Origin of the sequence: Endomicrobium proavitum, assembly GCF_001027545.1 — a bacterium.
Taxonomy (GTDB): Bacteria; Elusimicrobiota; Endomicrobiia; order Endomicrobiales; family Endomicrobiaceae; genus Endomicrobium; species Endomicrobium proavitum.
In genome coordinates, this window is the sequence record NZ_CP009498.1 from 1,121,927 (window position 1) to 1,140,270 (window position 18,344).

Annotated in this window: 20 protein-coding genes; all 20 read right to left on the minus strand. The window is 35.4% G+C overall.

The window, feature by feature from the left end; genetic code table 11:
* Positions 1 to 131: 131 nt before the first annotated feature.
* Positions 132 to 389: a phosphopantetheine-binding protein gene (locus tag Epro_RS04820; RefSeq protein WP_052570868.1), complete on the minus strand. Its 258-nt coding sequence runs from the start codon at positions 387 to 389 to the stop codon at positions 132 to 134.
* A gap of 57 nt (positions 390 to 446) precedes the next feature.
* Positions 447 to 1,343, minus strand: a complete 897-nt coding sequence (locus Epro_RS04825; protein ID WP_052570869.1) for a lysophospholipid acyltransferase family protein — start codon at positions 1,341 to 1,343, stop codon at positions 447 to 449.
* Positions 1,321 to 2,496, minus strand: a complete 1,176-nt coding sequence (locus Epro_RS04830; RefSeq protein WP_052570870.1) for a glycosyltransferase — start codon at positions 2,494 to 2,496, stop codon at positions 1,321 to 1,323. The genes Epro_RS04825 and Epro_RS04830 overlap by 23 nt, the downstream gene beginning before the upstream one ends.
* A gap of 1 nt (position 2,497) precedes the next feature.
* Positions 2,498 to 3,823 (minus strand): lipid biosynthesis B12-binding/radical SAM protein, encoded by a 1,326-nt coding sequence (locus Epro_RS04835; protein WP_052570871.1) that lies wholly within the window; start codon positions 3,821 to 3,823, stop codon positions 2,498 to 2,500.
* Positions 3,824 to 3,825: 2 nt separating this feature from the next.
* Positions 3,826 to 4,287 (minus strand): acyl-CoA thioesterase, encoded by a 462-nt coding sequence (locus Epro_RS04840; protein WP_202812871.1) that lies wholly within the window; start codon positions 4,285 to 4,287, stop codon positions 3,826 to 3,828.
* Positions 4,288 to 4,289: 2 nt separating this feature from the next.
* On the minus strand, positions 4,290 to 4,631 hold the full coding sequence (locus Epro_RS04845) for an ApeI family dehydratase (RefSeq protein ID WP_052570872.1): 342 nt from the start codon (positions 4,629 to 4,631) through the stop codon (positions 4,290 to 4,292).
* Positions 4,628 to 7,213, minus strand: a complete 2,586-nt coding sequence (locus Epro_RS04850) for an MMPL family transporter (RefSeq protein ID WP_158409016.1) — start codon at positions 7,211 to 7,213, stop codon at positions 4,628 to 4,630. The genes Epro_RS04845 and Epro_RS04850 overlap by 4 nt, the downstream gene beginning before the upstream one ends.
* Positions 7,214 to 7,325: 112 nt before the next feature.
* A complete protein-coding gene (locus tag Epro_RS04855) occupies positions 7,326 to 7,931 on the minus strand; it encodes an outer membrane lipoprotein carrier protein LolA (RefSeq protein ID WP_052570874.1) in 606 nt (201 codons plus the stop codon).
* A gap of 2 nt (positions 7,932 to 7,933) precedes the next feature.
* Positions 7,934 to 8,356, minus strand: coding sequence for a hotdog family protein (locus tag Epro_RS04860; RefSeq protein ID WP_052570875.1), 423 nt, complete (start codon positions 8,354 to 8,356; stop codon positions 7,934 to 7,936).
* Positions 8,357 to 8,361: 5 nt separating this feature from the next.
* A complete protein-coding gene (locus Epro_RS04865) occupies positions 8,362 to 8,721 on the minus strand; it encodes a hypothetical protein (RefSeq protein WP_052570876.1) in 360 nt (119 codons plus the stop codon).
* Positions 8,722 to 8,749: 28 nt separating this feature from the next.
* Entirely contained in the window at positions 8,750 to 9,283 is a 534-nt protein-coding gene (locus Epro_RS04870) for a DUF4823 domain-containing protein (RefSeq protein WP_052570877.1), read from the minus strand.
* Between the two features lie 17 nt (positions 9,284 to 9,300).
* The gene (locus Epro_RS04875) at positions 9,301 to 10,014 is read right to left on the minus strand and encodes a lysophospholipid acyltransferase family protein (protein ID WP_052570878.1); all 714 of its coding nucleotides are present in this window, start codon (positions 10,012 to 10,014) and stop codon (positions 9,301 to 9,303) included.
* Positions 10,007 to 10,261 (minus strand): acyl carrier protein, encoded by a 255-nt coding sequence (locus tag Epro_RS04880; RefSeq protein ID WP_052570879.1) that lies wholly within the window; start codon positions 10,259 to 10,261, stop codon positions 10,007 to 10,009. Before Epro_RS04880 ends, Epro_RS04875 begins: the two co-directional genes overlap by 8 nt.
* Positions 10,258 to 11,487 (minus strand): beta-ketoacyl-[acyl-carrier-protein] synthase family protein, encoded by a 1,230-nt coding sequence (locus Epro_RS04885; RefSeq protein ID WP_052570880.1) that lies wholly within the window; start codon positions 11,485 to 11,487, stop codon positions 10,258 to 10,260. The genes Epro_RS04880 and Epro_RS04885 overlap by 4 nt, the downstream gene beginning before the upstream one ends.
* On the minus strand, positions 11,484 to 12,890 hold the full coding sequence (locus Epro_RS04890) for a phytoene desaturase family protein (RefSeq protein WP_144412049.1): 1,407 nt from the start codon (positions 12,888 to 12,890) through the stop codon (positions 11,484 to 11,486). The genes Epro_RS04885 and Epro_RS04890 overlap by 4 nt, the downstream gene beginning before the upstream one ends.
* A 28-nt stretch (positions 12,891 to 12,918) precedes the next feature.
* Entirely contained in the window at positions 12,919 to 13,653 is a 735-nt protein-coding gene (gene fabG, locus Epro_RS04895) for a 3-oxoacyl-ACP reductase FabG (RefSeq protein ID WP_052570882.1), read from the minus strand.
* Between the two features lie 353 nt (positions 13,654 to 14,006).
* Positions 14,007 to 15,185 (minus strand): class I SAM-dependent rRNA methyltransferase, encoded by a 1,179-nt coding sequence (locus Epro_RS04900; RefSeq protein WP_052570883.1) that lies wholly within the window; start codon positions 15,183 to 15,185, stop codon positions 14,007 to 14,009.
* Positions 15,186 to 15,219: 34 nt separating this feature from the next.
* On the minus strand, positions 15,220 to 16,470 hold the full coding sequence (glyA, locus tag Epro_RS04905; protein WP_052571593.1) for a serine hydroxymethyltransferase: 1,251 nt from the start codon (positions 16,468 to 16,470) through the stop codon (positions 15,220 to 15,222).
* A 19-nt stretch (positions 16,471 to 16,489) separates the two neighbouring features.
* Positions 16,490 to 17,104 carry an L-threonylcarbamoyladenylate synthase gene (locus tag Epro_RS04910; RefSeq protein WP_144412050.1) on the minus strand — a complete coding sequence of 205 codons (615 nt, stop codon included), beginning with the start codon at positions 17,102 to 17,104 and terminating at the stop codon, positions 16,490 to 16,492.
* 31 nt (positions 17,105 to 17,135) lie between these two features.
* Positions 17,136 to 18,344: a bifunctional glutamate N-acetyltransferase/amino-acid acetyltransferase ArgJ gene (argJ, locus tag Epro_RS04915; protein ID WP_052570885.1), complete on the minus strand. Its 1,209-nt coding sequence runs from the start codon at positions 18,342 to 18,344 to the stop codon at positions 17,136 to 17,138.

An 18,344-nucleotide genomic window follows, 5' to 3' on the forward strand; every position in this document is an offset into this window, starting at 1 on the left:
TTCCACCCGCTTGCCTTGTTCACCATTACAAGCTGACACAAAATCAGCGCGGCAATTCAAAACAAACGAAAAAGCCCGCGTAAAATACGGGATAACGGCAGAAGAATGAGGTCTTGCAACAATCTAAAACATCATTTTTTTCTGTTGGCTTCTATATGTTTTCTCAATGTTCCTATCGTCTGGAAAATATTTCTTCCTTCATCCATATTCTCTATTACAATATCATAATTTTTACGCAAAATTATCACAAGTTCTATAGCGTCCAAACTGTCTAAACCAAGTCCGAAAAACAAAGGAGTATCCTCATTTACACTATCTAAATCAATCCCCTCAATATCTAAGTTTGCACTTAAAACTTTTTTAATATCGTCTAACGATGTAGGTATCATTTTTTCTCCATTGTTTCTTTATTTTTAGCGGACAACACTCACTCTTTGCATATCGTTTTAACTCCACATATCATAGTAATTATAAAACTGATAGGGGTATTTTTTTGTAAACTCTTCAAGAGATTGTATAAATTTTTGCGCTTCTTGAAAATAGTTTTCACGGGCGTGACCTTTATCTTCAACAAAGAACGCAGCAGGTATTAAAGAATCTACTTTTCCACTTCCTTGATATGGGAAAAAAATTACTGCAATAGGAACGCCTGTTGCGCCCGCAATTCTATAAATACTAAAAGGTATATTTATTTTACCGCCGAGAAAATCTACTTTTATAAAATTCTCTTTGCCTATTTTTCCGCCGAAAGTTCTATCTCCCATCATACAAACTATACCTTTTTTAGCAAGTACAGACATAATCTCTATCGTTCCGCCCCCAAAACCGTTTGGATCTATAAATTGAACCAGAGATTGTTTACCTGACAGCTCATGAGCGTGTTTATCAACATCTTTTTTACTTCTGTGATAAACAACATATTTTTCTCCTTCTAAAAAATCAAAAGAAGACATTGCCGCCTGCCAACAACCGCAATGAGCGCTAATAATTATTAATCCTTTGCCCTGCGCGACTAAATCGCGGCAAAGTTGCTGGTCTTTTTTTGAAGAGATAATTTTTATATCCCCCCTTATGCCCAAAACCGCTCTGTCAATGAGAATTTTACCGAAAGTAAAATTTAACTTATAAGTTTTAAACCAAAGGCTTATTTTACCGCTGTTTGGAAATCTGTGTTTTAAATAAAAAGAAGCCTTTATTCTCACTGAAGGTAAAAACGTATAAAAAAGAACTATGGGGTACAAAACAAAATATGCCGTCCATCTTCCACCATATTTTATAAAAATACCAAGCAGGTTTTGAAAAAATCTGCTGCCTAAACTTTTACCTGTCCACTTTTGAACCATATATAAGACTCTTCCTTAAAATTTTACCTGCAAAAAACACTATAGAGCCGACAATAAGCGCAAAAATTGGAGCAACGATTAATGAACCTATAATCCATTCCCAAATTCTTTGAAAAAATTGCACGCCTATTATTTTCCAACTTATTTCAGTAATAAAATTTCCATGACGTAAAAAATATCCGACTTCAATGCAAATAAAAGGGATAAACGGTGGCATTGCAAGCTTATCAACGCTGAAAGCCACTGCTCTATTTAAATTAAACCAACCTACGCCAACGAATAAAAATATATTTCTTATGCCCGGCAGAGCAATTGCTCCCCAAAAAGAGCCCCACGCGGCAGAAATTCCCAAATGAAAAGGATTGTCTTCTCTTTTCATTTGTTCCACTACCACTTTAAAAGGATTTACAGAAATCAGGCAGCCCTTTTCATCTTCAATATACTTCCTGTGCGCAATAGGTATCATTGAACGAATTGTAAGGTATGTATTTAAAACTCCAAGTCTGGCATTATCTTTTATAAATTTAAAATGAGACACTCTGTCGGAAGGCTGCGGATAATAAACGCCAACTTCAACTTCTTGAACGCTAAACCCCATCCAAATAGCTTTTACTATTATTTCAACTTCAAAAGTAAATCTTTTTGAAAAAATTTTGTATTTACCAAAAAGTTCAACAGGATAAACTCTGAACCCGCTTTGTATGTCTGTTATTTGTTTGCTTGTTTGCACCTTAGCCCAAAAACCAGAAAATTTTCGTCCGAACTTTGACGCCAAAGGAATTAATGGGTCGGCAAAATTTCTTTTACCTATGATAATAGAATGTATATGTTTTTGAGCAGCATCAATAAGTTTTTCAATATCAGAAGCATAATGCTGCCCGTCAGCATCTATGGTAACTATATGTGTAAATTTATTATCTTTTGCCCATTGCGCTCCAGCAAGAATAGCCGCACCTTTACCTTTATTTTTTGCAAACCTTATGACATTGATCGGCATATCTTTAATTGTTTGAACTCCGTCATCAGAGCTGCCGTCGTCAACAATTAAAATATCTTTGTAATACAGCAACGTTTCTTGCGCAACTTTCCGAACAGTCGCACTATGATTGTAAAGCGGTATTACAACTAATAGTTTAAATTTTGTTGATATCATATTAAAATTTTATAAGAGTATCCCACAAAAGTCCTTTGTATCCGAACCCCCTGAGAGTTCTCATCATCTCTTCTCCTTTTTCAGGTGGGAATATTCTTTTTCTATTACCTTTAAAAGATTGCAATATCATATCGTTCATTTTGGAAATATTAATTTTATCTGAAAAATAATAATATGGTTTTAGCAGATTTGTATCTTTCGTCAACTTTCCTTCTTTAAGAGCGCGATTATAAATTTCAGTATTATAGTGCACCCTCACGCCTGAAAAAACCATTACAACGCCATTGTTAATTTTTTTAATATTGTCAAGGCTTTCTTGTATAGTGCCGTATGTTTCATCAGGTCCACCAAAGATAATGAAATGCGAGCATGGAAGCCTTAAATCATCGCACATACTTTGAAATTTTAAAACATCATCAAATTTAAATGTTTTTTTTAAAGCATTCAAAGTTGTATCACATGCTGCATCCGTTCCAAGTTCAACGGCAAAAAGCCCAGCTTCTTTAAAAAGTTTTAAGTCTTCAAATGAAACATTAGCCGGATTAAAATATGCCGCAAATTTAATTTTCACATTTTGACTGATAATCTCTCTGCACAAATCGCACGCATACCCGCAAGAATCGTTAAAAACAGAATCCGTAAAAAAGATTTCATTTACACCCATTTCTTGTTGTAATTTTTTTATGTAGCCAACAATAGTTTTAACTTCAAACGCAGCAAATTTTCTGCCGTCAATTGACGGATAGGAACAGTATCCGCATTTATATGCACAACCGCGTTTTGTAAGAACACCAAGAAGCCCGCCTGAACGCATATATTTTTGTAATAGATTTTTGTCTATATCCGGTTCAAGTGCCGAATCAAAACCTTGTGAAGAAAATATATTTTCTTTTATATTTTCACCTGATAAAATATTGCTTACTAAAACCTGAACAGATTTTTCCCCTGCTCCAACTATCCCAAAATCGGCATTTGCATAATCTAAAAATTTTTCAGCCACAACAGAAAAACCGGCTCCTCCAAGAAAAACAGGTATATTATTAACACTTTTTATTTCCCTGATTAAATTTTTAACAACATCACACGACCAATGGTTATCTGCAGCTAAATAATCTTCATTATCTATATTTCTGACAGATATACCGACAATATTCGGGTTAAATTCCGCTATTGTTTCCCTAAGAGATTTATTCGGAAACAGGCAATCATATTGTAAAACCGTATGGTTATTTTTTTTAAGTGCCGCGCTTATCGCCGCCATTCCGATAGGGTAAACAGGATATGGATAAACGTATGTATTGGCAGATATCAACAAAATTTTCGCCATTATTAGATTTGACCTTTTTTCCAATTCTCGCAAAATTTCTCAAAAAAAGCAGGTTTTGCAACAAGTATTCCCTTAACGTTGTCTATCATCAAATGAATACTATAACCTGTAGTCATAAGTTCATCTTTTTGATTATAAATATGGAATTCAAAATCTAACCTTGCCGCTTCATTCCAATATAGCAACGTTTCTATCTTATATGTTTGCTTGAATTCAAGCGGTAAAACATAATCTACATGAAACTTTTTCAATGGGATATTTATTCCATGATTAAAGAAATCAAGGTAACCTATAGAATACTTATCTCCCAACGTTACGCGCCCCTCTTCAAAAAAGCTTGCATAGTTTCCATGCCACATAATATTTAGCGGGTCTAATTCATCAAAGCGAACTTGACGCTCAATGGTATATTTTAAAGGTTTAGGGTCTTGTGGATTTTGTTTAAAATAAGATTTTTGAATCATGATTAAGTAACCTCAATATTCATTTGTGAGTAGATTTCTTTCTCGTCTTTGATAATAATTTTAAAACTTTCTCCGGTTTGCGCCACTGCAATAAAAATACGGCTGTTTGGTAAAATAGGTTTAATAAATTTTATTTTTTTAACTCCTTTTAAGACAACATTTTCCCTGTTTAACAGTTTATTGATGCAAAACATTGCCATTTCTATCTGTACTATTCCGGGCAAAAGAGGACGATGAGGAAAATGTCCTTGAAACGCACAAAAATTCTCTTTTATGAAAAATGTAAAGATTAAGTTTTCATAATTTTCAAATGATTTTTTTATATCTTCTTTAACTCTCGTCATATTTTATTCATCCATAAAACAGAATTTTTTCCGTTGTAGAAATTAATTCTTCCGTTTAATTCTTCTATATTTTTCTTTTCGCCGTCAAAAAAATACTCTGTAAAAAAAGAAGCAATTTCTTCAATATTATTTTTTGGCATATGGCTCATATAAAAATATATATCCGTTTCTCCGTTATTTTTTACTTTCATATCCAACAACTTGACGCCTAAATCGCTCATTATTACAACTCTATTTCCATCTCGCTCTGTTACAGTTAAGGCGTTAAATGGCAAGCTGTCTTCGTAAACGCCGTAAAACATTTCAATTGATAAGGATTGTGTTTCATTTTGTTCAGGTTCAATATTGTAATGAACTTTGCTTATAGAAGCACAGCCCGAAAATAATATAAAGACCGCAAGGAGTGCTAAAGAATTTTTTTTTATATTTTTTAAGAAAGCAGGCAGAATAAAAATACTTACTAAAATTGCAGTAAGAATGCCAGTAAAAACCATAAAACCTATAATAAATAAAACCTTATGTTGCGCCGCCATGAGTGAACCAAAACCGATAAGTGTTGAAAACGCCGCAATAACAACCGCTTTTGTTGGATGAAGTTCTGTCGCCGCTGTATTTTGGAAAATTACAAATAAGCCATAATCTATTCCGAGCCCCAAAAGAAGAGGCATTGCAAAAAGCCCGAATAAATTAATTTTTATACTAAGCAGCGCCGCCATAGCAAAAAAAATGCATATTGAACACAGCGGAGGTAAAAGTGAAAGTAGCGCCAATTTAAAACTTTTAAGCATTGCAACCAAAGCTACAAAAGAAAATATTATCAAAGAAATTACTATTACAAAAAAACTCGAAGAAATATCCGAAACTATTTTTTTTTGCAGAACTTCATTTGATATCATCACTGTTTCAATATTATCATTATTGTTTATTTGCGCCTGTGCAGGCACAATATTTACAAAAGCGTATTCTTCCCCTGTTTGTATTATAGGGTTAAATATTTCATACATATCAAAACGTTCATGCTCACCAAATTGACCTGTATTTAAATAATTGTAAAAATTATCAAAAGCATCGGGTTTAATTGCATATTTTATTGACATTTTGTTTATTGCTTTTTTTATATCTGCAATCTTTTGCGCAGTCCAAAAATTTTTCCAACGTTTCACATTATTGGCTTTTGTTTTTTGAGAAGGAAACAATTCGGCAAGTTTAAGATGTCCGGAATTTATCTGAAAAAGCTTTTCATTGTTTTCAAGAACTTCTTCTTTATCTTTTCCCAAAACAAAAACCATTGCATTATTATCATACGCCCCGCCTATAAGTTCTTCAAACTCTTTCCTGTCATTTTCAAAATTTTTCGTAACTGTATTTAGAGATTGCAATGAAATATCAAACTGGACAAATTTAAAACCTACAATGCCGGCAGAAAAAATTACAAATACTATAATCCATGCGACATAAGGTTTTAAAGTTACAGCAACATTAATTTGCTTTAACTCTTCTTTCTTACTTAACTCTTCTTTCTTAACATCAAAAATAAAAGCCGCAGTTAAAAACGACAGCGCCATGGCGATAAGAAGTCCTCCTGCGCAAAACAATGCAATTTGTCTAAAGACTCCTATATTTGAAAAAAATAAAATCATAAAAGTAAATATAGACGTCATTGCGCTTATAAATATAGGCTTGAACATTTTTTTTGCGTTTGCAAATTTATTTTCTTCAGTAGAAGATTTCATTGCAAAATACATATATACGGAATAATCCACAGATAATCCCATTAAAACAGAACCAAAACCTATTGTAATTCCGGAGATAGTTTTAAAAGTAAAGAATGTTATCACTGCGGCAAATATAATGGTTACAGCCGGCATAACATAAATGAAAATCGCTTTTTTATCTCTTAAAAAAACCAAAAACAACGCAATCATAAGAGCTGTCGATATAGCGAATATTTTAGACATATCGGAAACTATTACCGAGCGATTTTCCACGGTATAACGCGGAGCACCCATATAAAAAACTGAAGTGTTTTCAGGCAGGTCTTTTTTTATCGTTTTAAAAATTTCGTCTATTTTTAAAGCATAGTTTCCGTCAAGAAAATTTTTAGGGTAGTCAAAAACAAAAAGTGCATGTTTTGAATCTTTAGAGATAAGAAATCCGTTATTTATTTCAAGCGAACCGGAAACGTCTAAGATTTTAAGCCTGTCGGCAAATATTGAAAACATTCCTATAGGATCTACAATAATGAAATCTTGCAGAAAAATTCCTTCTGCAAAACACAATCTTTTTATATTATCCTCAACTCTTTTTGATATATCGGTCGTCGTTAAAAAACAATTTAACTGATTTTCTAAATCTTCATTAAAAATTTCAGGAACGCCGTAATAATAAGCAAGCATGAAATCTTTATCGGTATTGACCACTTTCAATGACAAAGTCTCATCGTTTAAAAGAATTGAAGAAACAGTATCTACCGTTTGTTGAATGCCTTGAGAAGTATCAGCGCTTACAACAATGAAAAGTTTATTTGCTAAAGGAGAGTTTTGGAAAAGTTTTATTTCCTTTGACAAAGAATCCGGAAGCATTTCGGATATGTCTTCTCGAAAACTTATTTTTGAAAAAAGAAAAATAAAAAATACGAAAATAAGACACAATAACGCTAAATAAATTTTTTTATACTTGAAAATGACTTCAAAATTAAATGACTCGCACATTTTCAGGCAAATCCTTGTTTATTTCCGTTCCAGAGAAAGTGATAATCGTTTTATCTCCGTTTCTATTTAAAATAACTACTTTCCTCACGGCTGCAATTGAACTTGAAAATATTATTTTTATATTTTCAATCATTTGTTTTGTTGAGTTGTCTTTAGGATATAAAACTATACCGCCTTCACTCTCTTCAATTTTGTATGTTTTTGAAATTGAATCTTTATCCATTACAATAAAAACATATAACTGGCTAACCATAGCCTTTGCCATAGGCTGATTGCTTATATCTTTAACTTCTCTTTTGCCATTGTTGTTATACTGCCATGAGAAAGTTTTGTTACCGTCAATCATAAAACCGTATTCAAAAGGCGCAAAATATTGCCACTTTAAGAAATCCGGATTTTTAAAATAGAATTTCCCTGAACTTATAAAAGGTTTTTGAGAAATTGAAAGATATTTTTCCATTGTAAAACTACTTGCAATGGTTTGGACTGAGGAAAAATCTTTAAAAATGTCATCTATGTTGCCGGCATACGAAAAAACCATGAAAAAGAACAAAAACAGTACGCATAAAGAAATTTTTTTTATCGCCATTATCACTCCAAAATTTCAAAAATTCTCAATTCTCCGCCGGCGAGAACAGTTCTATCTTTTAAAACCTCAACTTTAATGATATGCATCTGTTCAATGCTGTCTATTCGTTCTAAATTACAAAAGATTTCCTCGTTTGCTTTTGCGTCATTATAAAACGAAAAATCTCTAACGCTTACAAGAAATCCTTTTGCACTTTCTTTATTTTTTTTGTTTTTTTGGTATAAATCTATGGCAGCAAAAGATTGAGCCGCAATTTCAATAAACGCAGCTCTGGAAAAGAAATTATTTTCGTCTACAAAAATATTATCCGGCTTGATAAAAAATTTCGTCTGCCCTCTGCTTTCACTTTCTTCGAGAATTTTATCCACAAGAAGCATAGGCGCTTTATGAAACATATGTTTTTTTAAATTAAAGGATTTAATCATAAAATTTAATACACTATATTACCCTTAATACTTTTGCTAAAATTTGCAACCCATGCGCTATATTTCGCATGGATTTTATTTTTAGAAGCATTATATTGCATATTAACGCTGTCTTTATAAGTTATACTGTACCCTGTTTTGCTATAGTTAATATCTACAACTATCATGTGCTGTATTACATGTAATGTCGCAGTAATTATATTGTCTGGTTTTTTTACGGGCGTCCAATCTTTATCCTGACATGCTCGCATTATTGCAGTTTCCACCGTTTTAGTATCTTTTGCCGACAAATAGACGTTGACAACATTTGCAATTGCAAGAGAAGCCGCAAATACCGTCGAAGTAAAAAATAAAAAAACCTGCAAGATTTTTTTTCATTTTATATCTCCTTTACTAAAAAATATCCTCGCAAAATTTTTTAATAATGCCATCAGATAATTTTTCTGCGCTTTGATTTGAAAATGTCATTGCGCGTCCTTTAATCGCAATAGTTCTATTTATTACTTCTTTTGCAGCTGCAACATCATAAACAGACACATTAATTTCGCTTCTTGTTGGAACACCTGACCACGCTGCCGCTCTTGGCTCCCAATGCATTATAGTAGGTTTAATGATATAGTAGGCGTTATTCTTTTTTGCATCGCTAACATACTCCTGCCATGAATTTTTTGAAGAAGCAATTATTACATTTGAAGCATAAGGTCTTAAATTAACTGAAAACATATTCGTAATAGCTACGCCGGAGCCATTGTATACTTTCCCATCAAAAGAACCATCATCGCTTTTTATTACATAAATCACTTTATTTTTTTGTATTTTCACTACTCCCGTTTGTATAACATCTTTATTCGTTGCTGTCGTAGTACATCCGACAATAAACGCAATAAAGCAAAAAATGCTCAATACCGACATTGTTATTTTTTTCACTATTCCACCCTCCTATTCTATTTTAATTGGCTTACTATCAACTTTTTAACATAGCGCGCCATTTTTAAACCTCCGGCATCGCCTTCAAATTGTTTTGGTGAAACCGAATCTAGTTGAATATACTCAACATCGGCTTTTTTTGGAAAATATGAACCAGGAGGAAGAAGCTCCTCTAATCCTTTAATTACAAATGGCACAACCGGCGTTTTTGTTTTAATTGCCGCTTCAAAAGCAAGCGAGTGGAAACGTCCTGTAGTTTTTCTTCTTGTCCCTTCGGGAAAAATGCCTATGTGAAGCCCTTGCGATAATTTTTTCCTGACTTCTTCTATTATCTGTTCCGCCGTTTTACCATCCGAGTTTATATATCCTCCTTTTGCTATATATGTTCCGTAAAATGGAATTCTAAACGGCCAACCTTTTGCTATGCAGACAAGATTTTTAATCCCAAAATCAGAAAACAAAAACGTATCATAAGTGCAGGGATGATTTGCCACAAGAATTGACGGGCGTTCAATTAAACGTTTCTTCGTTATCTTTTTATTGAATACGCTAACAAATAAAATTGCAAGTTGGACAACACTACCCTGAACATAAATAAAATTTCTAAGCTGCGCTTCTTTAAAGCCTGTTATCAAAAAAAACGGATAAACAAAAAAGCCCGAAAGCGAAAGCCATACATACACTGCGGCAACAAATGGAAATGCGTATAATTTTTTAAGAAAATCAGACATTCTTTTTCATTAACCCTTCTATATAGTTATAGAGATCGTTAAGCGTTATAATTTTGCCAATTTCGTAATTAGTTCTCATTTTTACTTTGAATGCCTGCTCCAAAACAACAACCATATCAACCGCATCAAGGCTGTCTAAACCTAAATCAGCAAAGAAATTTGCATCAGGTTTCATTACAGCCGGATCAAGTTCAAACTCTTTAATTAGCGCATCGTTGACCTTTCTAATAATTTCTTCTTTTATCATTCGTATCTCCTCACAATTAGAGAACAGTTTGTACCACCAAGAGCAAAACTATTTTTTACAAATGTGCTTATTTTTAAATTTGCATTTTTTACAAGATGGTTTACATTTGAGCATTCTTTATCTATATTTTCTAAATTTAATGTTGCTGCTATTTTATTTTGGTGCACCATATCTAACATTGCTATAAGCTCGAGAGTTCCGCTTGCAGCCATAGTGTGTCCGATATGCCCTTTTAGACTATTTACAGGCACCTTGCTGCCAAATACTGCATTTATCGCTTTACTTTCCTCAACATCTCCGGCAAGAGTACTTGTCGCGTGAGCGTTGATAAAATCTATGTCCGAAGCGTTAAGTGATGCACTTTTTAAGGCAATTTGCATACATTCACTTATACATTCTTTTGAAGGATGAGAAATACTTTTTGTTTCCGTATTTGTTCCAAAACCTATGATTTCACCATAAATTTTTACATTTCTTTTTAAGGCGCTTTCAAGCGATTCTACAAAAAGCATACCGCAGCCTTCGCCGCATACTATACCACATCGTGCAGAATCAAAAGGACGGGACGCTTTCTGTGGAGTATTATTAAACATATTGCTTGCGGCATTCATAATTGCAAAACATGCCGTCATTATTGGATGATATTCATCTGTTCCGCCGCAAAGCGCATTTTCAACAAGCCCTGTCGCAACAGCAAGATATGCAAGCCCCGCATTAGCAAGCCCTGTAGCACAAGCGGTGCTAGTTCCAAAACCTGGTCCTTTTATATTAAAAGCCTGTGCAATATTTGCTAAAGGCGAGTGATTCATAACTTGAAATATTGCCGTAGTTTTAACGGTATCAAATTCATTATTATTATATTTGTTTACAAAATCTATCCAAGCCTGCATACTGCTTATAGTAGAACCCAAAAACAAAGAAGTATTCTCAGGAGCGTTTTCAAAACCTGCGCTCTTAAGCGCTTCCTTAACAGCTACCGCCGCAAATAAAGACATTTTTGACATCGATCGTCTAAAGTGGCGCGGTATGTATGAAAAATCTATATCTTCAATAGTTGATGAGACTTTACTTGTTATTTCGGAAATTTTTACAAGTTCTTCGTTAAACTTTACGCTGCTCTTTCCGGCAAGCATATTTTGCGCAAGCAAAGAAGCTCCGGCGCCATACGGAGAAACTGCTCCGACACCCGTAATTACAACTCTTCTGCTGTAAGCATTTACGCTCATTTATACTGCTCCCTTTTCATCAACTTGTCAAGAAAAAATGCCGATATCATAGAACCGATAAGACCCGGCGCCACAGTAGCCTGCCCAACCAAAAACAAACCCGGAATTTTTGTAATCGGCATAACGTTTGCATTATTGATACAATGCATACTTCCATATGTGCCGTAATAATTTACATATTTCTTCATTGTCGCCGGAGACGACATATCTACAAATTGAATTTTACTAAAAATATCGGGGCAGAGCAAACTAATCTTTGCTTTTATCTCTTGCGCTATTTTTATCTTTTTTGCTTTGTAATCCTCTTTAGAAATATTCCAAAACTTTTCATCAGAATCCACAGATTGCACAACGCAAGCAGCACGTGGACGCGTATCTGAAATATTTATATACATAAAATTTTTATGGTCATTTTCAAAATCATTTGCTTTTAAAAAAGCAATGTTGTTTATATTATTATCTACGCAATCTTCTGCAAGAATACCATATAGAACAAAAAAACCGCAAGTGTCACGCATTTCTTTTATTCTTTCAAAATTTTTCTTTCTATAACTTCCAATCGGAGCAATTTTTATAAACTCTTTAGGGTGTATTGCAGAGACGCATATATCGCTCGCTATTTGACTGCCATCTGCAAAACTTATTTTTTTTACATTGTCAGAATTCTCAATCCGGACAACTTTAGTGTTTATTAAAACATCTATCTTTTGTTTTTTAAGCGCTTCTTTAAATGCCCTCACAAGCGTTGATGCGCCACCTTTTATTTTCCATACGTTGCTATACATTATGGCGCTGCAACAACAATGAAAGTCAAAACTTGCCATAGACGGCGGAGAACCGTAAAGAATTGAAGAAAACGAAAGAAGTGTTTTTATTTCTTCATCTTTAAAACATTTATTTAAAACCTCACGCAGTGATACTGTACTGCCGCTAAAACGAAAGAAATCTTCATCCTTAAACGACCTACGGTGAATATTTAAAAAAGGCGTTGCGCTTATTACAGCTTCGCATAAATCCAAATATTTTTTTATGCCTTCTTTTTCGCAAGGGAAATATTCAATAAGCTTTTCTTCCATATTTCTACGCCCAAAAGGCATTTTAAAAATTCTGTTTGAGTCCACAAGATGGGCGGAGTCAAAGCCATCTTTATTACACAACTCTACGGGCACATCGAGCCCAAGTTCTTTAAACATATACCCGCCAACTTCGTCGTCTCCCAATGCTCCAGAATAATGAAATCCGGTTTCAAAATGAACACCGCGTCTATTGAACCCTGAAAATAACGGAGCAATATCAAGTGCCTGTTCAACTATTGCAACTTTTTTAAATTTTTTAGAAAGCAGCAATGCCGAGGTTAAACCTGATATTCCGCTGCCAATAACTACCGCATCATATGTTTGCATTAAATGTTTTCTCTGTTGTATTATAAATTTATCCGCCAATTCCGCCGTTCACATGAAACACCTGCCCTGTAATATATTCGGCTTTATTTGAGGCAAGAAAAGACACTATTTCAGCGACATCTTCAGATTTGCCAAGTTTCCCGAGCGGAATAGTTTTAATTATCTGATTTATCGGAAGTCCTTCAAGCATTTCAGTTTCTATAAACCCGGGCGAAACTGCATTCACTAAAATATTTCTTTTTGCAACTTCTGCAGCAAGAGATTTTGTCGCTCCGACAAGCCCTGCTTTTGCCGCAGAATAATTACTTTGACCCGCAATAGCGAAATGCGCCGCCGCAGAAGTAATATTGATAATTCTACCTTCCCTGTTTTTAAGCATAAAAGGAAGAACATTTTTAGTTATATTGAAAAAACCATCAAGAGTTACTGATATAACATCTTTCCATTCAGATTCTTTCATCCAAACTAAAAGAGTATCTCTTCTAAACCCTGCATTATTTACAACAACATAAGGAGTTTGAGTTTCAAGAAGAGTAGATAACGCTTCTTCAGTTTGTTTGTAATCTGCAACATCAAATTTCAAAAGCAAACATTGTCTCCCTATTTTCTCAATCTCGGTCTTTACCTTTTGGGCTTCTTGGTTATTTGAGCGATAATTAAGCCATATATCAAAACCATCTCTTGCAAGTATTTTTGCTATAATAGCACCAATGCCTCTACTTGCACCTGTAACAAATGCTATTTTACGTTGATTTTCATTCATTTATTGTCCCCATATCTTGAAATTAATGATCTTCCCCACACAATACAAGCCAATCATATTAGCGAAATTAGCCTCTTGGATTTTCAAATTTGATGACAAAATTTTTATAAATTCATTAGACGTTAAGTTTTTAAATAGCTGTTCTATTTTGTCTCATTCCACAATTCTTCCACTCAATTGACGATTGCATTAACTTCTAACAAAAGATTCTGACATATATGCGTATTTACTGCTGTTAATTAGACTGCCTACATTTTAGCACAACATTAAATACGAAATCTATTGCCCATATTTCATTTGCTGCGCTTGCTGCAACCATATGATACGTGCTATACAAGTTAATACATTATAAATTATTTAATCAACACAATTGCAAAATTTAAATATTCTGTTTCTTGCATTGAGGCTAATATCGGATGGTCTTTGGATTGGAAACCGTATTCTAAAATTACGGCTTCTCTTTTTGCTTTTGCGGCGGCTTGGCTGATTACTTCTTTGAAATCTTTAAAGTTTAAATGGTGAGAGCATGACGACGTGGCAAGAATTCCTCCGTGTCTTAAAAGGCTTATGGCAGCTTCGTTTACTTTTACGTAATGTTTAAAACCCGCGTTGAAATCTTTGCGGCTTTTTATAAGCCCCGGCGGATCTATGTTTACGATATCAAACTTTTCGCTTTTGGCTTCTTTAGACTGCAAATATTCCAAAGCGTCCGCTTCTACGCCGTTATAATCTTTTAACCCGTTTAAATTATAATTTTTTTCCGCGGTTTCAAGAGCGGGCAGAGATGAATCTACAAAAACAACTTCTTTTGCCCCGGCTTTTTTTGCGTATATTGCGAATGCGCCGGTATGGCAATAACAATCTAAAACTTTTTTATCTTTTACATAATTCGCAAGTTTCAATCTGTTGTCTCTTTGGTCAAAAAAATATCCTGTTTTTTGCCCGCGGACAATATCCGCGTAAAACTTCAATCCGTTTTCTTCTATAATTATATCTTCGGAAATCTCGCCGAAATAAATTTCATTTTCCGCTTTAAGATTTGCGTTTTCAAGCTGCCTTAAATGAGCGTCGTTTCTTATAAAAATTCCTTTAGGATTGTAAACAAGTTTTGCGGCTTCTAAAATATCCGCCTTGCGAAAATCCGCGCCGGCGCAAACAAATTGCGCGCATAAATAGTCGCCGTATTTATCTATGATAACACCTGACATATTATCCGACTCGCCAAAAATCGCGCGGTAAGATTTTTCGTTCGGGTAAACTTTTTCTCTTAACGCTTTTGCGGATGCAATGCGCTTTTCCCAAAACGCAATATTTATATCTTCATTTTCAACTGTGCTTAAAAGCCTAAAAGCAATTAAAGAATGCGGATTATAAAAACCAAAACCTATCAAAGCCTCGTCGTTATCATAAAGAGCGACAATATCATTAACCGTCGGGCTTCCTTCAATATTTTTAATTTCATTTGAGAAAACCCACTTATGCCCGCTTTTAATTCTTTTACCTTCGCCTGCTTTCAAAATAATTTTTTTCATTTTTTCCTTTTTATGAAACAACGGCAAACAACAATTAATACTTCAAATCTTTATAAATCGGAAAATCTTTACAGAGTCTTTGCATGTCCGCTTTTGTGTCGGATATAACTTTCCGGTCGTCAATGTGTTTTAAAACTTTAACTATAGCTTCGGCAATTTTCACCATTTCAGGCTCTTTCATTCCTCTTGTGGTTACCGCCGGAGAACCTACTCTTATGCCGGAAGATATCGCCGGTTTTTCCGGGTCGTAAGGTATTCCGTTTTTATTAAGCGTAATGCCGGCTTTTTCCAAAACTTCCTGCGCTGTGTTTCCTTTAACGTTTAACGGTCTTAAGTCAACTAAAAATACGTGAGAATCCGTGCCGCCGGAAACAATTTTTAATCCGCCTTTTTCAAGCGTTTGCGCCAAAACTTTAGCATTAATTAAAACTTGAGATTGATATTGTTTAAACTCGGGACGCAGCGCTTCGGTAAACGCAACCGCTTTTGCGGCAATAACGTGCATTAACGGCCCGCCCTGCTCGCCCGGGAAAACCGCGGAGTTTATTTTTTTTGCAAGAGCTTCGTCGTTAGTTAAAATTAAACCGCCGCGAGGACCGCGAAGAGTTTTATGAGTTGTTGTTGTTACAACATCGGCATATTCTATTGGCGACGGATAAACGCCGGCGGCAATAAGTCCGGCATAATGAGCCATATCGCACATGTGATAAGCGCCCGCTTTTTTTGCAATTTCGCCGATACGTTTCCAATCCCAAATTCTTGAATACGCGCTGGCGCCCGAAATAATAATTTTAGGTTTATGTTCTAAAGCCAACTTTTCCATTTCGTCATAATTTATTATTCCGGTTTTTTCGTCAACCGTATAAGAAATTACGTTAAACCATTTTCCGCTGACGTTAAAAGGGTTGCCGTGAGAAAGATGTCCGCCGTGAGAAAGATTTAGTCCTAAAACCGTGTCGCCAGGTTTTGCAAGCGCGAAAAAAACGGCAAAATTTGCCTGCGCGCCGGAATGAGGCTGAACGTTTGCAAATTTTGCGTTGAAAAGTTTTTTCGCTCTTTCAATAGCCAAAGTTTCCACAACGTCAACAACTTCGCAGCCGCCGTAATATCTTTTTCCCGGATAGCCTTCCGCGTATTTATTTGTTAAGCAAGACCCTTGAGCTTCCATAACCGCCTGAGACGTTATGTTTTCAGACGCAATAAGCTCTATGGTGTTTCTTTGTCTTTCAAGCTCCGCGTTTAAAAGCCCGTAAATTTCGCCGTCTGTTTTTTGAACATTAGACATTGTCATTTTTTCATGCTCCTTAAATATATTTTAAAATTTCATTAGTATTTAAGCACCCTTTGCGAACTATTACATATGGAAATTTTACCATGTCTATAACCGTGGACTCAAAAGAAAACTCGCATTTACCGCCGTCCACTATAACGTCCGCAACGCCGTCAAACTCTAAAACGTCTTTATAGTTTTTAGCGCTTTTTTTACCTGAAGCGTTTACGGAAGTAGTCCAAACAGGGCTTGCGATTTCTTTTAAAAGTTTTAACATAAAAACATTGTTCGGAATGCGCACGCCGAGATTATCTCTGCCGCCGGACAAAATTTTACCAAGTTCTGTCGTCGGAAAAATTAACGTAAGCTGCCCCGGCCAAAACTTTTTTGCAATCTTTAAAGCCTTTTGCGGAATTTCAACTAAAACTTTAACGCTTTCAATGTCAGGCGTCATTACAACAAGAGGTTTTTTATAACTTCTGCCTTTAATTTTATAAATTATATTCTTAGCTTCCGTATTAAACGCGTCCGCGGCAAAACCATAAACCGTTTCCGTAGGAACTATCGCCACCCCGCCGCTTTTAATAACGTCCGCAACTTTTTTATGAGCGTCTTTTTCAATATGAGAAATTTTCAAAGTTTTTTTCATTGCCGTTACCAAACTTCAAAGCCCAAACTTCTTAACTTCTGTAATCGCCGTTAATTTTTACATAGTCATACGAAAAATCGCAGGCGTAATATTTTGACGCGCATTTGCCGCATTTTAAATTTAGTTCTACTTTTATATCTTTTTTCAGCAGCGCTTTTTTTGCGCGCTTTTCGCTGAAATTTAACGGAGCTCCGTTTTTAAAAGTTTGAATGCCGCCCATGGTTATGTCTATTTTATCCGGGTTAAAAGGAACGCCCGCTCTGCCGGCCGCGGCTATAACTCTGCCCCAGTTTGCGTCTGCGCCGAAAACAGCCGTTTTAAAAAGCGGAGATGTCGCTATGGTGCGCGCTATAAGTTTTGCGTCGTTAGCCGTTTTCGCGTTTTTAACTTCAATTTCTATAAACTTTGTCGCGCCTTCCCCGTCTTTTGCAATTTGTTTTGCAAGATCTACGGTAATTTCGTCAAGCGCGTCGGCAAACTTTCTCAAATCTTTTCCGGCAAGTTTTCCGGTTTTGCTTGCGGCGTTTGCCAAAAGTATAACGGTATCGTTTGTTGAAGTGTCTCCGTCAACGGAAACGCAATTGAAAGACTGATCAACCGATTTCTCTAAAGTTTTTTGTAAGTTTTTAGCGTCTATTTGCGCATCGGTTAAAATAAAAGAAAGCATTGTTGCATGCAGACCAGCCATATCAGGGTGAATCATTCCCGCGCCTTTCACGCAGCCCCAAATTTTAACTATGCCGTTTTTAATTTTAATTTTTCTTGCGGCTTTTTTTATAAAAGTATCGGTAGTCATTACGGCAAGCGCGGCGTCATTTTCATTTTTAACGGATTTGCCTAAAGAAGATTTAAGCAGTTCAACGCCGCCGTAAAACTTTTGCATATTTAAAAGCTGACCGATAACGCCCGTGGACGCCACGAGAACGGAATCTTTCGGAAGAGCGAATTTATTTTCTATTTCCATACACATTTGAAGCGCGTTTTTTTTGCCTTCCGCGCCGGTGCATGCGTTTGCGCAGCCCGAATTTGCAACCACGCCGTAAAATTTTCCGCCTCTTTTAAGACGGGCTATGTCAACTACAACGGGCGCGGCTTTTGCCATATTTTGCGTAAAAGTCCCCGCAGCCGTTGCCGGAAATTCCGAGATAAACAGCGCTAAATCTTTTTTGCCTTCTTTTTTTGATATGCCGCTTCTAACGCCGCCTACTTTAAAACCGTTTGGAATGTTACTTGAGGACAT

Coding starts and splice junctions, on each gene's coding strand:
- Epro_RS04820 (WP_052570868.1), bottom strand. CDS start 389: ATGATACCTACATCGTTAGACGATATTAAAAAAGTTTTAAGTGCAAAC.
- Epro_RS04825 (WP_052570869.1), bottom strand. CDS start 1,343: ATGGTTCAAAAGTGGACAGGTAAAAGTTTAGGCAGCAGATTTTTTCAA.
- Epro_RS04830 (WP_052570870.1), bottom strand. CDS start 2,496: ATGATATCAACAAAATTTAAACTATTAGTTGTAATACCGCTTTACAAT.
- Epro_RS04835 (WP_052570871.1), bottom strand. CDS start 3,823: ATGGCGAAAATTTTGTTGATATCTGCCAATACATACGTTTATCCATAT.
- Epro_RS04840 (WP_202812871.1), bottom strand. CDS start 4,287: ATGATTCAAAAATCTTATTTTAAACAAAATCCACAAGACCCTAAACCT.
- Epro_RS04845 (WP_052570872.1), bottom strand. CDS start 4,631: ATGACGAGAGTTAAAGAAGATATAAAAAAATCATTTGAAAATTATGAA.
- Epro_RS04850 (WP_158409016.1), bottom strand. CDS start 7,213: ATGCTTCCGGATTCTTTGTCAAAGGAAATAAAACTTTTCCAAAACTCT.
- Epro_RS04855 (WP_052570874.1), bottom strand. CDS start 7,931: ATGGCGATAAAAAAAATTTCTTTATGCGTACTGTTTTTGTTCTTTTTC.
- Epro_RS04860 (WP_052570875.1), bottom strand. CDS start 8,356: ATGATTAAATCCTTTAATTTAAAAAAACATATGTTTCATAAAGCGCCT.
- Epro_RS04875 (WP_052570878.1), bottom strand. CDS start 10,014: ATGTCTGATTTTCTTAAAAAATTATACGCATTTCCATTTGTTGCCGCA.
- Epro_RS04880 (WP_052570879.1), bottom strand. CDS start 10,261: ATGATAAAAGAAGAAATTATTAGAAAGGTCAACGATGCGCTAATTAAA.
- Epro_RS04885 (WP_052570880.1), bottom strand. CDS start 11,487: ATGAGCGTAAATGCTTACAGCAGAAGAGTTGTAATTACGGGTGTCGGA.
- Epro_RS04890 (WP_144412049.1), bottom strand. CDS start 12,890: ATGCAAACATATGATGCGGTAGTTATTGGCAGCGGAATATCAGGTTTA.
- fabG (WP_052570882.1), bottom strand. CDS start 13,653: ATGAATGAAAATCAACGTAAAATAGCATTTGTTACAGGTGCAAGTAGA.
- Epro_RS04900 (WP_052570883.1), bottom strand. CDS start 15,185: ATGAAAAAAATTATTTTGAAAGCAGGCGAAGGTAAAAGAATTAAAAGC.
- glyA (WP_052571593.1), bottom strand. CDS start 16,470: ATGTCTAATGTTCAAAAAACAGACGGCGAAATTTACGGGCTTTTAAAC.
- Epro_RS04910 (WP_144412050.1), bottom strand. CDS start 17,104: ATGAAAAAAACTTTGAAAATTTCTCATATTGAAAAAGACGCTCATAAA.
- argJ (WP_052570885.1), bottom strand. CDS start 18,344: ATGTCCTCAAGTAACATTCCAAACGGTTTTAAAGTAGGCGGCGTTAGA.